18 protein-coding genes are annotated in these 16,106 nt (G+C 61.7%); 10 read left to right on the forward strand and 8 right to left on the reverse strand.

Annotation, left to right across the window (positions count from 1 at the left end):
- Nucleotides 1-31: 31 nt before the first annotated feature.
- Entirely contained in the window at nt 32-856 is an 825-nt protein-coding gene (ppk2, locus tag E3T19_RS06830; protein WP_088456552.1) for a polyphosphate kinase 2, read from the reverse strand.
- A gap of 149 nt (nt 857-1,005) precedes the next feature.
- Here ppk2 and E3T19_RS06835 point away from each other — a divergent pair, with 149 nt between their 5' ends.
- Complete coding sequence (locus tag E3T19_RS06835) at nt 1,006-1,986, forward strand: diacylglycerol kinase family protein (protein ID WP_134408416.1); 981 nt, start codon at nt 1,006-1,008, stop codon at nt 1,984-1,986.
- 72 nt (nt 1,987-2,058) lie between these two features.
- The gene (locus E3T19_RS06840) at nt 2,059-2,232 is read left to right on the forward strand and encodes a DUF3618 domain-containing protein (RefSeq protein WP_088456554.1); all 174 of its coding nucleotides are present in this window, start codon (nt 2,059-2,061) and stop codon (nt 2,230-2,232) included.
- Here the strand turns inward: E3T19_RS06840 and E3T19_RS06845 are convergent.
- Nucleotides 2,159-2,974, reverse strand: a complete 816-nt coding sequence (locus E3T19_RS06845; protein ID WP_088456555.1) for a bacteriorhodopsin-like — start codon at nt 2,972-2,974, stop codon at nt 2,159-2,161. The genes E3T19_RS06840 and E3T19_RS06845 overlap by 74 nt on opposite strands.
- 156 nt (nt 2,975-3,130) lie before the next feature.
- Here E3T19_RS06845 and E3T19_RS06850 point away from each other — a divergent pair, with 156 nt between their 5' ends.
- The 4 genes from E3T19_RS06850 to E3T19_RS06870 all read left to right on the forward strand — a co-directional run bounded on the left by E3T19_RS06850 (nt 3,131) and on the right by E3T19_RS06870 (nt 8,252).
- Complete coding sequence (locus tag E3T19_RS06850) at nt 3,131-3,589, forward strand: MarR family winged helix-turn-helix transcriptional regulator (protein ID WP_088456556.1); 459 nt, start codon at nt 3,131-3,133, stop codon at nt 3,587-3,589.
- 250 nt (nt 3,590-3,839) lie between these two features.
- Nucleotides 3,840-4,424, forward strand: a complete 585-nt coding sequence (locus E3T19_RS06855) for a hypothetical protein (protein WP_134408417.1) — start codon at nt 3,840-3,842, stop codon at nt 4,422-4,424.
- A gap of 112 nt (nt 4,425-4,536) precedes the next feature.
- Entirely contained in the window at nt 4,537-5,421 is an 885-nt protein-coding gene (locus E3T19_RS06860) for an NmrA family NAD(P)-binding protein (protein ID WP_088456558.1), read from the forward strand.
- Between the two features lie 1,625 nt (nt 5,422-7,046).
- Nucleotides 7,047-8,252, forward strand: a complete 1,206-nt coding sequence (locus tag E3T19_RS06870; RefSeq protein WP_134408418.1) for an epoxide hydrolase family protein — start codon at nt 7,047-7,049, stop codon at nt 8,250-8,252.
- Here the strand turns inward: E3T19_RS06870 and E3T19_RS19555 are convergent.
- On the reverse strand, nt 8,192-8,587 hold the full coding sequence (locus E3T19_RS19555; protein WP_088456561.1) for a helix-turn-helix domain-containing protein: 396 nt from the start codon (nt 8,585-8,587) through the stop codon (nt 8,192-8,194). The genes E3T19_RS06870 and E3T19_RS19555 overlap by 61 nt on opposite strands.
- Before the next feature lie 89 nt (nt 8,588-8,676).
- Here E3T19_RS19555 and E3T19_RS06880 point away from each other — a divergent pair, with 89 nt between their 5' ends.
- Entirely contained in the window at nt 8,677-9,297 is a 621-nt protein-coding gene (locus E3T19_RS06880; protein WP_134408419.1) for an NADPH-dependent F420 reductase, read from the forward strand.
- Nucleotides 9,298-9,408: 111 nt separating this feature from the next.
- Nucleotides 9,409-9,615 (forward strand): RNA polymerase sigma factor, encoded by a 207-nt coding sequence (locus tag E3T19_RS06885; RefSeq protein WP_240632499.1) that lies wholly within the window; start codon nt 9,409-9,411, stop codon nt 9,613-9,615.
- Between the two features lie 89 nt (nt 9,616-9,704).
- On the opposite strand, the gene E3T19_RS06890 is transcribed toward E3T19_RS06885, so the two are convergent.
- The 5 genes from E3T19_RS06890 to E3T19_RS06910 form a co-directional block, all read right to left on the reverse strand.
- Entirely contained in the window at nt 9,705-10,262 is a 558-nt protein-coding gene (locus E3T19_RS06890) for a hypothetical protein (protein ID WP_088456564.1), read from the reverse strand.
- Between the two features lie 174 nt (nt 10,263-10,436).
- On the reverse strand, nt 10,437-11,267 hold the full coding sequence (locus E3T19_RS06895; RefSeq protein ID WP_370291300.1) for a DUF2382 domain-containing protein: 831 nt from the start codon (nt 11,265-11,267) through the stop codon (nt 10,437-10,439).
- A 106-nt stretch (nt 11,268-11,373) separates the two neighbouring features.
- Nucleotides 11,374-12,033 carry a hypothetical protein gene (locus tag E3T19_RS06900; protein WP_174776214.1) on the reverse strand — a complete coding sequence of 220 codons (660 nt, stop codon included), beginning with the start codon at nt 12,031-12,033 and terminating at the stop codon, nt 11,374-11,376.
- 260 nt (nt 12,034-12,293) lie between these two features.
- On the reverse strand, nt 12,294-13,256 hold the full coding sequence (locus tag E3T19_RS06905; protein ID WP_088456566.1) for an aldo/keto reductase: 963 nt from the start codon (nt 13,254-13,256) through the stop codon (nt 12,294-12,296).
- 40 nt (nt 13,257-13,296) lie between these two features.
- Nucleotides 13,297-14,223: an aldo/keto reductase gene (locus E3T19_RS06910; RefSeq protein ID WP_134408420.1), complete on the reverse strand. Its 927-nt coding sequence runs from the start codon at nt 14,221-14,223 to the stop codon at nt 13,297-13,299.
- Between the two features lie 86 nt (nt 14,224-14,309).
- Here E3T19_RS06910 and E3T19_RS06915 point away from each other — a divergent pair, with 86 nt between their 5' ends.
- Nucleotides 14,310-14,918, forward strand: coding sequence for a TetR/AcrR family transcriptional regulator (locus E3T19_RS06915; protein WP_198415729.1), 609 nt, complete (start codon nt 14,310-14,312; stop codon nt 14,916-14,918).
- Between the two features lie 394 nt (nt 14,919-15,312).
- A complete protein-coding gene (locus E3T19_RS06925) occupies nt 15,313-15,876 on the forward strand; it encodes a Chromate resistance protein ChrB (protein ID WP_088458042.1) in 564 nt (187 codons plus the stop codon).
- Nucleotides 15,877-16,106: the final 230 nt, after the last annotated feature.

Here is a 16,106-nt window from a genome sequence, read left to right on the forward strand (position 1 = left end):
CGGGGCACCCTGCGCGAAGCATGAGACCTCCCTATTTCTTCTTCAGAGTGTTGGCGTGATCAGTGACCAGGCTCGCCTCATCCTTCGGGGGCCGCTCGTAGTCATTTGCTTCCGGGCGATCGGGAATAGTCACTTCGTCCGGCACCCGGTGCTCATAGGGGATGTTGGACAGAAGGTGCTTGATTGAGTTGATTCGTGCCGCACGCTTGTCATCGCTCTCAACCGTCCACCACCGTGCAAACGGAAGGTCCGTGACAGCGAACAAGTCATCCTTGGCTCGCGAGTAGTCCTCCCAGCGGGTAATCGAAAAGAGGTCCGTCTCGGAGAGTTTCCACCGGCGCATCGGATCTTCCAGTCGAGAACGGAACCGGTCTTCCTGGACCTTGTCAGACACAGAGAACCAGAACTTCACCAGAATGATCCCCTCGTCAACGAGCATCTTTTCCACCAAGGGCACCTGCTCGAGAAACAGACGGTATTGCTCATCGGTGCAATATCCCATCACCCGTTCGACGCCACCACGGTTGTACCAAGAGCGGTCCATCAAGACGATCTCCCCGGCGGTGGGAAGCCGTTCAATGTAGCGCTGGAAATACCACTGGCCCTTCTCTCGCTCGCTCGGAGTGGGAAGTGCGACGACCCGGGCGGAGCGCGGATTCAAATATTGGACGATCCGCTTGATCGCGCCGCCCTTGCCCGCGGCGTCTCGACCCTCGAAGATGACCAGCACCCGCGCCCCGGTCTCAATGACCCATTGCTGCATGCCTACGAGCTCGGCTTGCAACCGTTCCAGCTCATCCTCGTATAGAGGTTTCGGAACGCGCTTGACCGCACCTGTTTTCTTCGACTTCGACACGGCTGTCCCTTCATCGACCTACGGCGGCAGCCCGAAACACGCGGCCGGGACGATCATAAATCCTGTGCGGCGACAAGCGCGAGGTTAGAGCGCAGATTCGTTCCCTGCGAGCATGCTCATCTCTGTACTGCCTGGTTTACAGTGGCTCAATGAGTGATGTCACGCTTCGGAACGCCGCTGTCGTTTACAACCCCGTCAAGGTCGATCTCGATGCCCTCCGAAACGCTGTGAATGCGGAGGCAGCGGCCGGGGGGTGGTCTGAGAGCGTGTGGTTTGAAACGTCCGTCGACGATGTCGGCCAGGGCGTGACCGCGAAAGCGTTGGAACTCGGCGTTGATCTGATCATCGTCGCCGGCGGTGACGGTACCGTGCGCGCTGTCATCGAGGCCGTTCGCGGGCACGACGTGCCGGTTGGGCTTATACCCTCCGGAACGGGCAACCTCCTCGCGCGCAATCTCGACCTCACCCTCAGTGACATGCACGAGAGCGTGCGCGCAGCATTCACCGGTGAGGATCGCGCCATTGATCTGGGCATGATTCGTATCGAGCGAGACGACAAGTCGCGCGACGAGCACGCGTTCGTGGTGATGGCAGGTTTGGGCCTTGACGCAAAGATGATCACGAACACTGACGAAGATCTCAAGGCAAAAGCCGGCTGGGCAGCCTATGTGAAAGCAATCGTCAAGTCTCTGCGTGACCCGGATGAGCTGCACATGCGATTCCAGATCAACGGCGGCGCTGCCAAGCGAGCAACGGTGCACACCCTGATCCTCGGCAACTGCGGATCGTTGCCGGCCAATATCTTGCTGATGCCCGAAGCAGTGCTGGATGACGGTTTGTTCGATGTCATGATGACCCGGCCAGGCGGTGCACTGGGCTGGATCAGGTTATGGGTGAAAGTGGCCTGGACCAACGGCATCGTTCGTCGAACCAAAGCGGGCAAGGCCCTCGCCGGGGAACAGAAGAACGACGGCGACCTGCGCTATGAAACCGGCTCTGAGTTCACCGCACGCTTCTCTCGACCCGAGGAAATAGAACTCGACGGCGACGCGTTCGGCAAAGCCGTTGCCTTCAAAGCCTGGATCGAGCCCAGCAAGCTCCGCATCCGCATTCCAGTCACAACCGCATAAGAATCCTCGCACCAACCACACCACCCAGAACTTGCCGGCGGAGTATCTGCATCACGCGGAGAACCGCGACGAGTGACCTGCCCATTCGAGGTCACCCGTCGGGGCCTTAGCGCCGATGTCGACACACTTGCTGACAAAGCCACGCCCAGCAAGATCGTGGACCGCCAGAAAGTCAGACGCGCGCAGGCGCCTCATCGCGGGAGCGCTCAATACCGGCGAACGTGGGGTCGTCGTCGAAAGACTTAATGCGTGCCACCTGGAAGATGATCAGCGCATAGACGGCCTTTGCCAGAATGTCGGCGATCGAATAGCCGACCTGTTTGTAGACCCAGGCATCAGGACCGGCGATGTCCAGCAACGGCAACAGATAGGCAATCGGGTAGACACCCCAGCTCAGCAACAGCAAGAAACGCAGCTGGCTCAGGATGCGGCGCACGCCCACGGGTTGTTTGTTCAGCGACTTACCCAGCTGCACGAACAGCACATAGAGAATGTAGGCGAACGGGATGGTGGACAGCAGCCCGAACAGGCCACGGATGCCGTTGTCGCCACTGATTTCTCCGGGGTAGCCGAGGATGATCATGAGCGCGGCGGCCGGAACGAGCCGCACTAGCAGCCCACGTTGCACGGACCGGGCCAATGCGAGCACGGCAATGAGTTCCACCAGCAGCAGCGGTACCGTGAGGAGCCAGTCCACGTAGCGGTAGCCCTCGTTGAATCCTTCGCCGACCGCCTGACTGTAGTCGGCCTGGCCGCCGACGCCTTCCGTCACGAAGGCCGCCTTGAACGAGTCGAAGATGCGGAAGTAATGGTAGGCCGCGATGCCGCAGACGACGATGGCCACCGTGATGGCCTGGCGATACCGCGGCAGGATGCGTGGCAGCGAGATGAGCAGAAAGACCGCCGTGAACAGCTGGGCGGCGATGACCAGGGACAAGGAGTTGTAGACCGTGTCGTACTGGCCGGGCGAGAGAATATCGGGAATCATGATCTACTCCATCGGTTTTGACGGTGCCTGATTTGCCTTAGCCACTAAGTGACTTACTCAGTAAACTACATTTTCACCTTGTTTGGGGTGAATTGGGTACGATTACTTCACAACGCCGCGTGGGCGGGGCTTGGCCCCACGTAGGCCGGAGGAGACATGACCCAACCCGAAGCACTCGCGCATACCCTCACCGGTTTTCCGGCGGCGGCCACTGCATTCGTGAGCGCCCTCGACGCTAACCGCCAGCGCATCGCGCAGGATGTCGGTGTGAGCGCGACCGAGCTGCGCGCCCTGTTCCGGGTGGGTCGGTCGGTGAGCATCACGCCCAAGGAGCTGGCCGCACACCTAGGCATGACCACGGGCGCGATCACCGCGATCGCCCGCCGGTTAGTCGACGCGGACCTGCTGCACCGGGTGGATCACCCCGGCGACCGGCGCAGCCTCTACTTGGAGTTGACCCCGCTCGGGCACGAGGTGATGGGCGGCATCCACCGGGACTTCTCGGAGATGCTCGCCGCCTCGACCAGTAGTTTGAATGCCGATCAGCTCGCCGCCTTCACCGAGGCCCTCACCTCGGTCGCAGCCGAGGTGCGCAGCCGGTCTGCGCGCCCCTGATGCTCAGAGCAGTGACGTGCTCGTTGCCGGAAACGGCACGCTGAAACTCACGCCCCATTGTGCTTGCCGGGTGCTTTACACCGCCTCCTCCCCCACCGCCGCACCGTTGATTTCCGTGAACTTCCCGTATGTCTTCCGTTAGGGGACCGGTGTTGCGCCCGGGTGTCCGTTAGGACTGAAGAATGACTACTCCTGACAGCCCCACATTGGAGCCCCTTAGACCCAGCGATCTGGGAATGAGGTCTGGCTCATGACTCTCACCGCGATGATGCCGTCCCTCCGGCGTACGCTCGCCGATCCTCTCTACATCGATGCGTGGCCCGAATCTTCACACGCCACCACCACTGATGTCATCGTCTCCGGCGTGTCCATGCTGCGGCTCGTCGACGTGTGCCAAACCCCGTGCGTGCATACTGCTACCGCCGTCATCCCCGGCACTCACGGGCGGAGATCGCCGTACCGGGACGCCGCCGTCGTCGTCGTGCAGGTCACTGCGGTTCTGAGGAACTTCGACGCCGCACGTGTGGTCCTCATCGACGCGTGCCTGGACAATGTGGACGCGACGTGGCGGGAAACCCGACTCATCGGGCGAGCCTCGACGGTCAAGAGCAGCACCGCGATTCTGCTCTCCGGCGAATCTCACGAAACCCCCGGTCTCGGTCGCGGCATGGTGGAGCTGCCCGACGATCTCCGTGAAGGTGACTTACTCGCCATCCCCTGTATGGGTGTTGTCGCACTCCGCGATATCAGGGCGCGGCCGCAGTTCGAAGACGACACAGTGGCACCCCCCGAGCGTGACGCCGTTGCATTGACCTGGCTGGCACAACTCGCATAAACCGTGAGACCGGGTCAGCCGGCCTATTTTTCGGTGTGAGACTGGGCATACCGACGCTGTCATCGGGGAAGAATCCCACGTGTGAAGGTCTCGGAGACGGCGATGGGGCGCAATGCAGGCACGAGAGTGGAAGAATCCGGTGTTGGTCACCGGCGCGACCGGGAATGTGGGTCGGGTGGTTGTGCAGGAGCTTTTGGATGGTGGCGCCCGAGTGAGGGCGACCGGTCGTAGCGTCGAGTCGGTTCGGCGGGTATTCGGCGACCGGGTGGAAGCCGTTGCTCTTGACTTCACCGACCCAACTACCTGGGAAGCCGCCTTTGCGGGGGTGCAGCAGATGTTCCTCATGCGCCCGCCGCACTTGGGGAAACCGAAAAGTCAGATGATCCCGGCGTTGGAGTACGCCCGCGACCACGGGATCTCGCAAATCGTGTTCCTGTCGCTGCAGGGAGCAGAGAAGAACACCGTCGTGCCGCACGCGGCGATCGAGGCGTGGCTTCGTGACTCAGGCGTGGCATGGACTTTCGTTAGAGCATCCTTCTTCCACCAAAATCTGTCCACCACCCATCTGACCGATATTCGCGACCGGGACGAGATCATGGTCCCCGCACGCAACGGAGCGACGGCATTCGTGGATGTTGAAGACGTCGGAGCCGTTGCGGCCGCGGCGCTGCTGGATCCGTCAGCGCATGTGAACACCGCGTGGACGGTGACCGGGAATGAAGCGCTGACCTATGCACAGATTGCCGAGATCCTCACCCACGAGCTGGGCCGGCCGATCCGCTACGCGCGGCCCGGCATCCTGCGGTATATCGTGCATGCCCGCAGGAAGTTAGGAATGCCATGGGGCATGGTCCTCGTCACTGCGGCGATTTACACCACCGCCCGGCTGGGCCTGGCCGCGGGCCTGACCGACGATGTCCGTCAGGTCCTCGGTCGCGACCCAGTCGGGTTCGCAGTGTTCGCCCACCGCGACCGCTCGGTGTGGTCTCCGCGATAGTTCGGAGCGAGCGCGCGCCGCGGTAGAGCATTCAGCGGTGCGACGATCCTGTTTCAGGACGAGGTCGCGCTCCTGTCCGTTGGATGCTCGTGAGAAGTATCCATGTCGGTGTATTCGCCATCAGGAGCATTCTTGTTTTTCATGAGCTTCTCTCTCGAAGGGAGTACTGAGTTTATCTCTTGTAGCTGGCCCGTGTTCGGGTCCATCATTCTCGGGTGCCGCTCCCCAGAGGATTGGTGGACGTTAGGAGACGATCAAGTTCTTGCCGGGAGATCTCGAACCTAGAGCTATAACGCAGAAGATTAGGCTGGGCTGAATCGATCCTTGTGTCTCCTAATGGGACCCGAACCCATGAAATGCGAGACGTAGGAGATCCCTTCTGTTCCCCCGACGAGCGGCAGATGACTTGTCTCGCATCTGTAGGATTCCGAGATGAGATTGCCCCTTGTCTGAGTTGCTCACGTTCGCCTGTTCGCGTTCTGGTAATTGAGGTTCCAGTAGCGAGCCACGAGGCACCTCCACCTCAGAAGCGCGCGGTATCACTGCGGTGAATCCGGCTAGTCTTAACGGATCAGACAGGGCGTCGCGGGTCACCGGGACCACCCCTCGTGCCCTTGTGTGCCTCTTCGATGATCCGGACGTTCTTTACAACGGCGCTTTCGGTCATGAGCAGATCGAGCGGAGTGACGAACAGTCGGGCGATTTCTTCACTGCTCACATCAGGGCCGGGCACGTCGACCCGGAACCTCTGGGCCTGAAGACCACCCTCCACGCTGCCCCGCGGTACCAACTCAGCGATCACGCGACGCAACAGATAACCATCGCGCGCACGAACCCATCATTTGATCAGCCTTCGACCGGTTGGGCTAGACGCCTCGCAACCCATGGGATAGGAGACGTAAAAGATCCCTCCTGTTCACCCGACGAGCGGCAGGTGACTTATCTCGTATCTGGACCCGTCTCGCATCTGTAGTGTTTCGAGTCAAAGGAACTTGCTGGACGGCTGTCCCGTGGCCTAGGTGCCCGCATTCGATATGTCTATTGAAGGGTGCCAGAAATCGTCTGCACCAGTTTCAGGACTCTTCAACACAGCTGTAGTCGGGCTTGTCCGAGAAGCCCGTGGCGGAGCATTTGGTCGACCGAATGGTGGGGCATCGTCGCGGTGGCGAACACAGCGTTGCGGCCGGGAGTCGCCGTGAATCAGGAATTTCGGAACGGTGGCATTCAGGCATTCGGGAGAGCGACTTCCGGACCATCAATGGCCTCCATCCTGGTGGCAGGTGGTCGAAAAGGCGAACAATGCAATGGCAACAACGGGTAACCCTGCAACGCGAAGGCGACGAAGAAGCCAAGAGCCGAGTGGTTGGATTGCGTAGTTTCCTTCTTATGGTTGTGGCTGTTGGGGGGAATTCGTTAACCAGTTGTACTCGATTGCAGTTGACAGCGTGCGCTGTGTGGTGTTGTCGGCGCAAGCGGACACGGCGTCAGGCAGATCGGGAGGGTCGGTGTCAACGCCCTAGGTTGTCATAGAGACGGCGAACTGCGGCCCACTGGATATCTCGACGGGAGTGACTTTCGACGGGCTGCAAGAGTTGGTGGGACGAGTCCATCGGTAGAGTTTTGCGATGAAGAGTTTTCACATCAAGGTGCCAGAGTCGGATCTTGTTGATCTACGGGATCGGCTTCTTCGTACACGCTTGCCGGAGCCAACGCCTGGGGCGGAGTGGGCTGCTGGAGTTCCGAAGTCCTACTTGCAGAATCTCGTCACCTACTGGGAAGCCGAGTTTGACTGGCGTGCTCAGGAACGTTGGTTGAACTCATTCCCGCAATTTACTGCTGACATCGACTCCCAATTAGTCCATTTTGTTCACGTGAAGTCATCCCATCCTCATGCCGTACCTCTTGTCTTGAGCCATGGATGGCCGTATTCGTTTGCCGAGATGCTCCCGCTCGTCACTCTCTTGTCCGACTTTGACCTCGTCATTCCCTCATTACCCGGGTTCGTGTTCTCCGACGCCCCCACCGGATTTTTCACCGATACAAGTACGGCGCGAACGATACATAAGCTGATGACTGATGTCCTCGGCTATGCCCGGTACGGCACTTATGGTGAGGACATTGGCGCCTCCGTCAGTCATAGCCTGGCGTCACTCTTCCCGGACTCAGTGCTCGGTATCTTCGTCACACACCCCGCAGTGCCCCAGGTTGACGACCGGAAAGACCTCTCCGCGGCAGAAGACGCCTTCATTGCATGGCTTGACGCCGAATGGGAGGACGAGACCGCGTATGCGCATCTGCAAAGCACCCGCCCCGACACGGTCGCCGCCGCCTTGAACGACTCGCCCGCTGGGCTTGCCGCCTGGATTCTCGAAAAGTTTCGTTCGTGGAGCGACAGACGAAGCGGCCCGACCGAACTCACTCTTGATGAAAAGTTCTCTCGCGACGACCTTCTGCGAACGATTTCGCTGTACTGGTTCACTCAATCCATTGGGTCATCATTCCGCTCCTACTACCACCTGCGGCACCGCGAGAAGCGTGGTGCCGTTCACGTCCCGACGGGCATCGCCGTCGGGACAGGAGACCTCGGATACCCCCGTGAACTTGCCCAGCGCACGTACACCGACATTCGAAGCTTCGCCGTGCTCCCTCATGGTGGTCACTTCACGGCTAAAGAGGAACCCGAACTCGTCAGCGCCAACATCCGGGCCTTCTTCCAAGGGCTCCTAACCGAACCGGACCCGACGCGACCTCCCGATGGCGCCCGGGGCGTCTATTCGGAGGTCGGAGAGGCGTCGGAGTTCGAAAGTTCTCGGCCCTCCGTCACCGAGTGATCAGCTGCTGTAGCGTCAGCCCACTCCTCCGCCCAGGAAACAAGCGGCCCGAACGCCGCAGGTAGAGCGGCTCCAAGCGAGGACAACTCGTATGAACCGTCGTGCTGACGGGCGACCAGCTTCGCTTCAGTGAGTTCACGAAGTCGGAGAGTCAGCGTCGAAGATGACATCCCGTCGCACTCTCGTTGAAGTTCCAAAAACGTGAGCGCGTGGCCCTGCAATTCCCAAACAATTCTCATGCTCCATCGCCGCGTCATGAGGTCGAGCAGTGCGAACAGCGGCCGCCCTGTTCGCGAACCCTTGGCAGGTCTTCCTGGAAGAGGGGTGGTTGACATAAAGCCACACTATCGCTTGCGCTTCGATATTCGAAGTGGTAGCTTCGGCTTCACTTCGATAGTCGAAGTGATCAGGGTTGGGAGCGGAAATGAAGATCGGAATTGTAGGCGCGGGCAACGTAGGCAAGCTGTACGGCGAGCAGTGGGTGAAGCGAGGCCACGAGGTCGCGTTCAGCTATGTGCGCGATTTGGGCCGTCTCGAAGATTTTGTCGGCCGGCTAGGTTCGTTGGCGTGCGTGCTTGAGGTAGAGAAGGTGGCAGCATTTTCGGACGTGGTCGTTTTCGCGCCGCCATTCGAGCTGATTGCGCACGCGGCAGCGCTCGTCGGTCCAGCATCAGGAAAGGTGGTCGTCGACACCACTAATCCTTTCAACCCAGAGCGCACTGGGTTGGTCGATCTCGGCACCAACACTTCGTCAGCGAAGGTCGCAGACTTGTTCCCGGACGCCTTTGTGGTCAAGGCCCTCCATAATTTGTCGGTAGATCAGGCCGCCGCTGCCATCAACCAGACTCCCTCCGTCATGTTCATAGCCGGGGACAACAACGAGGCCAAGGACATGGTGGCGCGCTTAGTCGTCGACGCTGGGCTCAGTCCCTTTGACACGGGTGAACTAACTACCGCCGATCTGAGCGAAGCACCTGGCCCCTTGTTCATGAACGTGTACAGCATGTCGGCGGTCGCCGAAGCGGTCGCGATCGCCCGCGGCTGACTGTCCCCTAACAAACTCGAGCCACCCCGACTTCGCGGTAAGTTGGCGCACGATCGAACGGAGCTCTCGTTCGACATCCCGGCCACAAGCGAAAGCAGCCCCTTGGACGTCGTGGAGTTGCTGCTCCAGGACGACGCCTTTACCCTGGCGTTGAGCAGCCTTCCCATCAATCAAAAACGTGCCTGGCTCATGCGCGAGTTCGCCGGCTGCACCTACTCGGTCATCGCGCTTGAACTCGTAGTTCCGGAGTCCACCGTGCGCGGGCTCCTGGCCCGATCGCGTCACACCCTTGCCCGGGAATTGGCCTCCTGGCGCTAAATCGCGAGACCGCTCTTCCCGGGGAGAGCGGTCTCGCCGCCGACAGGTGCCGGCCCGGGTCGAATCGACCCGGGCCGGGGATGGGGCGGTTAGCGCCTGATAGCGCGTTGGAACCAGCTGGCTTTGGCCGACGGCACCGGCCGCTGCTGTTCGCCCTGCTGGGCGCCGAGCACGATCAGGATAAGCGTGACGACCGGAGTGACCCACTGCAGGATGCGTTGCTGGTTCTGGGCGGACGCCAACTCGTCTGAGGTGACCTCGCTGGGTTCGGTGGTGCCCTCGACCGCTTCGCCTGCGTTCGCGCCCATCTTCATTCCCAGCACGCCGGAATACACGCTGGTGCCGATGGCGACCAGCGTGAGTGCCAGCTTGACGCCGGTGTTCACCCGCCCTTCCTTCTGGGCGGCGAGCCGCTCGGTGTTGCCCAGGATCAGGCCGACCCCGCCGAGGCCATGCGCGGCCATGGCCGCCCACTGCACCGGCGCCCAGTGCTTCCAACCCACGCTGGACACCGCCAGCCGTTCCCGGGGGTTACTGACGGAAGCGGCAGCGCTGTTCAGCCCCACCGCGCCCATCAGCGAACCACCGAACCAGGCGGCCAGGCCCACATCATGAAGGCTTCGAACGAGAGTGTTGCGTTGTGACATACGTCTGCTCCTCTTAGTTGTTTCAGGTCGCGAAAACTCTTGGCTGTTTAGGCTTCGAAGGCTTCCGCGCGAAACGTCATGACCAACTGAATAGCACTGGGCCGCACGGTCGCGCCTCCCACGGCACCCGGACCCGGGGACCGAAGCCTCCCGGGCCTGGCGGTTCTTCAGGTGCTAAATGGTGTCGTCGCGGGCACGGCGGCCCTTGCGCTCGATGTCTGACTCGTCGTAGTCGATCTCTTCTTTGCGCACGTCTTCGGAGACCCGCTGGTCTTCGGTCACCGTTTCGGTGCCCAGGCGGACCCGCTCCACCGGAACGGTTTCTTTATCCACCACGACGCGCTCCTCGGTGAGCTGGACTTCGTGCTCCTCGTCACTGAGGTCGGGACCGGAGTTGGCGTTGCCGCGGTTGGCGTCGGTGATGGGTTCACGTTCGAGGGTGACCTCTTCGTGGCTCACCGGTACCGTGACGGTCTGGTTCTCCGTCACCACGTGCTTGCGCAGTCGGGCGCGGCCAGCGGACACCTGCTCCTTGCCGACGCGCAGCTGCTCCTCGGAGCGGGTCATCGCTTCGTCGGTGGTGGGCCCGGAGGTGTCGTATCCCTCGGTGCGACGGTCACCGGCAGCGGCATCCGTGCGGGTGTCGTCGGAGTTTCCGGTGTTGCCGGTGCTCTGGCCGACGGTGGATCCGCTGAGGCCGTAGTACCTGTAGAGGGCGTCTTCGTCGGCGCTCTCCAGCGCGCCGTCGGTGTCGATGCGGGGGGCATCCTTTACGACATCCTTCGCGAAGCCGATGTGGAGCTCGTCGCCGGTCCAATCGGCAGTTTCAAGGGGTGCGAAGGATTCGCTGGTTCCGAACAGTCCGGTCTTCACCGTGACCCAGCTGGGCTGGTTGGTGGACGAGTCCAGGTACACCTGGCCGACGGTACCGACCTTGCGGCCCTCGGTGTCGACGACGTTGGCACCGATAAGGGAATCGATGTTGTTGGTGTTGATCATTGTCATTTCTCTCTTCCTACTTCGCACGCCGGACCAGTTGCCCGGCGGTGGTGGGGCGGTGGATCGAATTGAGGATCAGGGTTGATGCAAGGGTGCTGTTGAGTGGTGCGGACTAGCGGCCGAGGCCGGCCTTGTCGACCTTGCGGTGGTAGCGCATTCCGGCGAGACCGCCGAGGATGGCGCCGCCGAGGCTGACGACGGCGATAGCGATGGCCGTGATGATGCTGCCGAGGGCAAGGTCGCCCTCGTTGATGGGGATGCGCGGGAAGCTGTTCAGGTTGGCGAGGACGTTGAACTGACTGCCTGCTATGGCTCCCACGACAGCCAGCACCACAGCCACGATCAATGCCCAAAGCCAGACGGCGATGCCCTGCTTCGCGCCGCTGAACCGCGCCATCCGCCCGGCGACATAGCCGCCGCAGAAGTATGCGACGAACACGACGACCCCGAGCGCGATTGCCCCGATTAGGCCCACCGTTGCGGCGTTCTCGGTTGCTGCCCCCGCTGCCTGCTCTGGGTCGGCCTGCGTGCCAAGCCCGACGGCAGCGCCGGCGCCGACGACCAACGCGGTAAGCAGCACCGCCGCCCCTGTAGCGGTGAGCCAGCCGAAGAAAGCGGTGCCGAACCGCATGCCGCCGAACTGTTCCTTCTGCTTCGCCACAACATCCTCGCGGATGGTGTTACCGCTGGTGGCTGCGTGAGCGGCCGGCTGGGTGTCGCCGGATGTTTGTGCTGGCGGCACCTGGCGGGGTTCGTTCTGCGCTGAGGTCATGAGGTTCTCCTTCGAACGAGGCTGCCGAGTGGAACGAATGCGTCTCGATGGCCGGTGCGGCACATCCGCCGAATCATCGGCTACCTATCTCAGACGGTCAGACCCGGCGCATCGTCACGCTCCAAAGTGAAGTTTTCTCAAAAATCGCGAGACGGATACACGCAGGCCTTGGGACGTACCCAGCCGGAATTCGTTCCTCCTTGTTGATCATGATCTAAGTGGGTGATTGTGGGAGCCGAGTCTGCGTCGCGAGGTCGCGATCACTCCCATTCGGCGCTCATACCGGCCGGGAAGCGGGAGCCGAAGCCGCCCGTGGGGAGGATCTGCGTGATGCGGTCGAGATCTGTCTCGGTGAGGGTTAGGTCGGCGGCTCCGAGGTTCTCCTCGACGCGTGCGGCGCTTCGGGTACCGGGGATCGGGACGATGTGCTCGCCCTGGGCGAGGATCCAGGCGAGGGCGAGCTGCGCGACCGTCGCGCCCTTCGAGGAGGCCAACTCACCCAACTGGCGGGTCGCCTCGAGGTTCTTTTCGAAGTTGCCGGCCTGCCAGCGGGCAGCGGTGTGGCGCATGTCGGTCTCGTCGTACTCGGCTCCGGGCTTGGCCGTGCCGGTGAGGAATCCGCGTCCCAGAGGCGAGTAGGGCACGAATCCGATGCCGAGCTCGTCGAGGGTCGGGAACAGTTTCTCGATCTCGCGGTCAAAGAGGGAGTACTCGGTCTGCAGGACCGAGACCGGCTGTACGGCGTGAGCGCGGCGCATGGTCTCGGGGCCGGCCTCGCTGAGACCGAAGTACTTCACCTTGCCTGCTTCGATAAGTTCCTTGACCGTGCCGGCGACGTCTTCGATGGGCACGTTCGGGTCGGGGCGGTGCTGGTAGAGGACGTCGATGTGGTCCATGCCGAGGTAGCGGAGGCTGTTCTCGACGACCTCCCGGATGTGCTCCGGGCGGCTGTCGAGCCTGAATTCGGGCGTGAAGCCGAACTTCGTGGCGATCACCACGTCGTCGCGGAAGCTCTTCACCGCACCGCCGACGACTTTCTCGTTCTCGCCCCAGCCGTACATCTCGGCGGTGTCGAAGAAGGTGACGCCGAGCTCGTAGGCCTTCTGGATCGCGGCGACGCCCTCGTGGGCTTGGCCGGGTCCGTAAAACGAGGAGATGCCCATCGAGCCGTAGCCGATCGCGGAGGTGGTGAGGCCTTGCTGGCCAAGAGTGCGTTTCTGCATGAGATGCCTTTCAAAGGTGTTCGGTGGTCGGCGGTCGGCGTCAGACGTGAGCGCCGTCTGGGACGATCTGCTCGATGAGGTCAATGTCATCGGCGGTCAAGGAGAGGTCGGCCGCCGCATCGTTTTCGGCTACCCGCTCTACGCTTCGGGAGCCAGGGATAGGGACGATGTAGGACTTCCGGTGCAACAACCACGCAAGCGAAAGCTGCGAAAGGGTTGCACCCCTGCTCTCGGCAAGGGACCCCAGTTGCTCGGTGATTGCGAGGTTCGCCTCGAAGTTCCCGGGTGCCCACCACGGGTTGTGGCGGCGGAAGTCGTTAGCCGGGTAGCCGTCGAGTGGCTTCACGGCGCCAGTCAGGAACCCCCGCGCCAAAGGGCGGTAGGCGATGAGGCCGATTCCCAGGTCTTCGAGGACGGGGAAGAAGGGTTCGGACGCGCGGTCGAAGATCGAGTACGAAGACTGCACAACACTGATTGGATGCACCGCGTGCGCTTTGCGAACGTTCTCCGGAGTGGTGTTGGACAGGCCGAGGTATTTCACCTTGCCGGCATCGACGAACTCCTTCATCACGCCGACAACGTCCTCGATGGGCACTGCCGGGTCGTGGATGTGCTGGTACAGCACGTCGATGGACTCTACGCCCAGGCTCCGCAGGCTGCCGTCGACGACATCGCGCACATGGTCGAGCTGCGAGTTCGGAGCGAACGCGGGCGTGAAGCCGAACTTCGTCGCGATCGTCACCTCCTCCCGAATCGGGGCGAGAGCCGCACCGAGCAGTCTCTCGCCCTTGCCCCACCCGTAGAGCTCCGCTGTGTCGAAATGCCTGACACCGCCCTCAAAGGCGCGACGGATCGCGGCGATCGACGCGGCGTCGTAATCGCTGCCGTCGCCAAAAGCGGTATCCATCGCGCCATAGCCGATGGCGGACGTAGTGAGGCCCTGCTGACCTAGCGTGCGTTCCTGCATGGTGTATTCCTTCCCAAAAACCGTAATTGTCATCATAGGCCCCGAATGGCAGACTCTGCCAAATTCGGCAGATGTAGAATGAGCTCGTGACTGAAATCAGCAATCCAGCCGGCGGGCTTCGAGCCGTGACCCGCGACATGGTTCGGCAACGGTTGGCCGACATAGCGATAGACCTATTCGCCGAGCATGGATTCGAGTGCGTCACCGTCGAGCAAATCGGCGCTGCGGCAGGCATCTCGGTCCGGAGCGTGCACCGCTACTTCCCCGCAAAGGAAGACATGGTGGTGGGCACGCTTGCCGCCTACGGCACGATTGTGCGCGATGCCCTCGAGGGACGCCCGGTCGAAGAACCCGTCATGCAGTCATTGCACGCCGCGTACGCGACGATGCTTCGGAGCCGGCCCCAGACCCAAGGCGACAAGGTCGCCATCCGCTTGCTCTCCAGCACGCCGTCACTGCATGCCCGAAACGCGGAGAAGCACCTTGCGTGGGCTGAGCTCTTGCAGCCCATCATCGCAGAGCGGGTCCATGGCGAAGATGCACCCCTGCGTTCACGGGTGCTCGTGCAGGCCAGTCTTGGCGCGTTCTCCGCTGCCTTGTCTGCCTGGGCCGATAGTCGCGAGACTCGTGACCTGCATGAGCTGCTGGATGTCGCTTTTCACGCGCTTGAACGCACCGGACCCGATTCGTGGTGACCGAGGTTGGGCGCGGTATCGGAGCACTATCTCAAGTCACACGTGATATTCGGGCCAGACGCATATTTTGAATGGTCCGAAGGCAACCCACTGATATATATGTTCCGTTATCTCCTTCTGGGTCGAGGCGACACCCCACCGGTGGTTCGGGAGATCCTGCGTGAAAGTGAACCAGACCCACGCAAACGCCCTATCGTCCACGTGGGCGGTTAGCAACTCTGCGGATGGGACCTCCAGGTGGTGAGGCTGGGGGCAGCCCGCTGAATGCTGGCGCGGTTTGCCATAATTTTTCCTCGGATGCCTGCTACACCCACACGGCCCGAGCGGGATCTCGACAGTGATGTTCTCCTTTTAGACACAGCACCACGCCTGTAACGTGTGTTACATTGCGTTTGTGACTGACACTACCTTCGCTTCCTGGCTCCTTCTCATCCCGCGCGTGCCCGCGCAACCTTCGCGCCACCGTGTGGCGATATGGCGGGAACTCAGACGGATGGGAGCCGTGCCGGCGACGGCGGGTGCTTGGGCGGTACCGAACTTGCTAGCCTTCACCGAGCAGGTGCCGGCCGTTCGCGAACTTGCGGAGCGGGGCGAGGGAACCCTTGCAGTGTTCGAGGTCACCGGCCAAAGCCAAGCTGACGCTTCAATCCTGCGGGACGCTTTCGCTGCGGCGCGCAGAGATGAGTGGAATGAGTTCATCGCTGATTGCGGCAAGTTCGATGCGGAGATCGATCGCGAGTTCGCGAAAGAGAAGTTCACCTTCGGCGAGTTGGAGGAGGAAGAGCAGAGCCTCGATCGACTCCGCCGCTGGCACCGCGATCTCATGCGACGCGACGCACTGGCTTTGCCCGATGCGGTACGGGCTGCGGAGCATCTTGCGCAAAGTACGGAAAAACTCGCTGTCTATTCCGAGAGGGTGTTCGAAGTAAATCTCCCAGTCGACCCATCTGAGGGTTGAGAGATTCGGGCTTCACCGGCGGCGTCGCCCCCGGCTCGCGAGCATTCGGGGTGTCCGCGAGGCATGGTTGGCAGCCCTACTCCGTCTGCCTCAGGGCCCGATCTGGGCGTACGTTTCCGGCGCACGTGAGCCGTCCCTTACGGCGCCAGCTCGCCAACTCTATTTCTGGGACCGGAAGATTCGTATGCCCGCCACGTTCATGACGCGGATATTCGTGATGCGGGGCCTTC

This window comes from Cryobacterium sp. TMT4-31, assembly GCF_004403385.1.
Taxonomy (GTDB): Bacteria; Actinomycetota; Actinomycetes; order Actinomycetales; family Microbacteriaceae; genus Cryobacterium; species Cryobacterium zongtaii.

What these genes read in the sequence shown, in the direction of transcription:
- E3T19_RS06835 (WP_134408416.1), top strand. Translation starts at nt 1,006, where the DNA reads ATGAGTGATGTCACGCTTCGGAACGCCGCTGTCGTTTACAACCCCGTC.
- E3T19_RS06845 (WP_088456555.1), bottom strand. Translation starts at nt 2,974, where the DNA reads ATGATTCCCGATATTCTCTCGCCCGGCCAGTACGACACGGTCTACAAC.
- E3T19_RS06850 (WP_088456556.1), top strand. Translation starts at nt 3,131, where the DNA reads ATGACCCAACCCGAAGCACTCGCGCATACCCTCACCGGTTTTCCGGCG.
- E3T19_RS06855 (WP_134408417.1), top strand. Translation starts at nt 3,840, where the DNA reads ATGACTCTCACCGCGATGATGCCGTCCCTCCGGCGTACGCTCGCCGAT.
- E3T19_RS06860 (WP_088456558.1), top strand. Translation starts at nt 4,537, where the DNA reads ATGCAGGCACGAGAGTGGAAGAATCCGGTGTTGGTCACCGGCGCGACC.
- E3T19_RS06870 (WP_134408418.1), top strand. Translation starts at nt 7,047, where the DNA reads ATGAAGAGTTTTCACATCAAGGTGCCAGAGTCGGATCTTGTTGATCTA.
- E3T19_RS19555 (WP_088456561.1), bottom strand. Translation starts at nt 8,587, where the DNA reads ATGTCAACCACCCCTCTTCCAGGAAGACCTGCCAAGGGTTCGCGAACA.
- E3T19_RS06880 (WP_134408419.1), top strand. Translation starts at nt 8,677, where the DNA reads ATGAAGATCGGAATTGTAGGCGCGGGCAACGTAGGCAAGCTGTACGGC.
- E3T19_RS06890 (WP_088456564.1), bottom strand. Translation starts at nt 10,262, where the DNA reads ATGTCACAACGCAACACTCTCGTTCGAAGCCTTCATGATGTGGGCCTG.
- E3T19_RS06895 (WP_370291300.1), bottom strand. Translation starts at nt 11,267, where the DNA reads ATGACAATGATCAACACCAACAACATCGATTCCCTTATCGGTGCCAAC.
- E3T19_RS06900 (WP_174776214.1), bottom strand. Translation starts at nt 12,033, where the DNA reads ATGACCTCAGCGCAGAACGAACCCCGCCAGGTGCCGCCAGCACAAACA.
- E3T19_RS06905 (WP_088456566.1), bottom strand. Translation starts at nt 13,256, where the DNA reads ATGCAGAAACGCACTCTTGGCCAGCAAGGCCTCACCACCTCCGCGATC.
- E3T19_RS06910 (WP_134408420.1), bottom strand. Translation starts at nt 14,223, where the DNA reads ATGCAGGAACGCACGCTAGGTCAGCAGGGCCTCACTACGTCCGCCATC.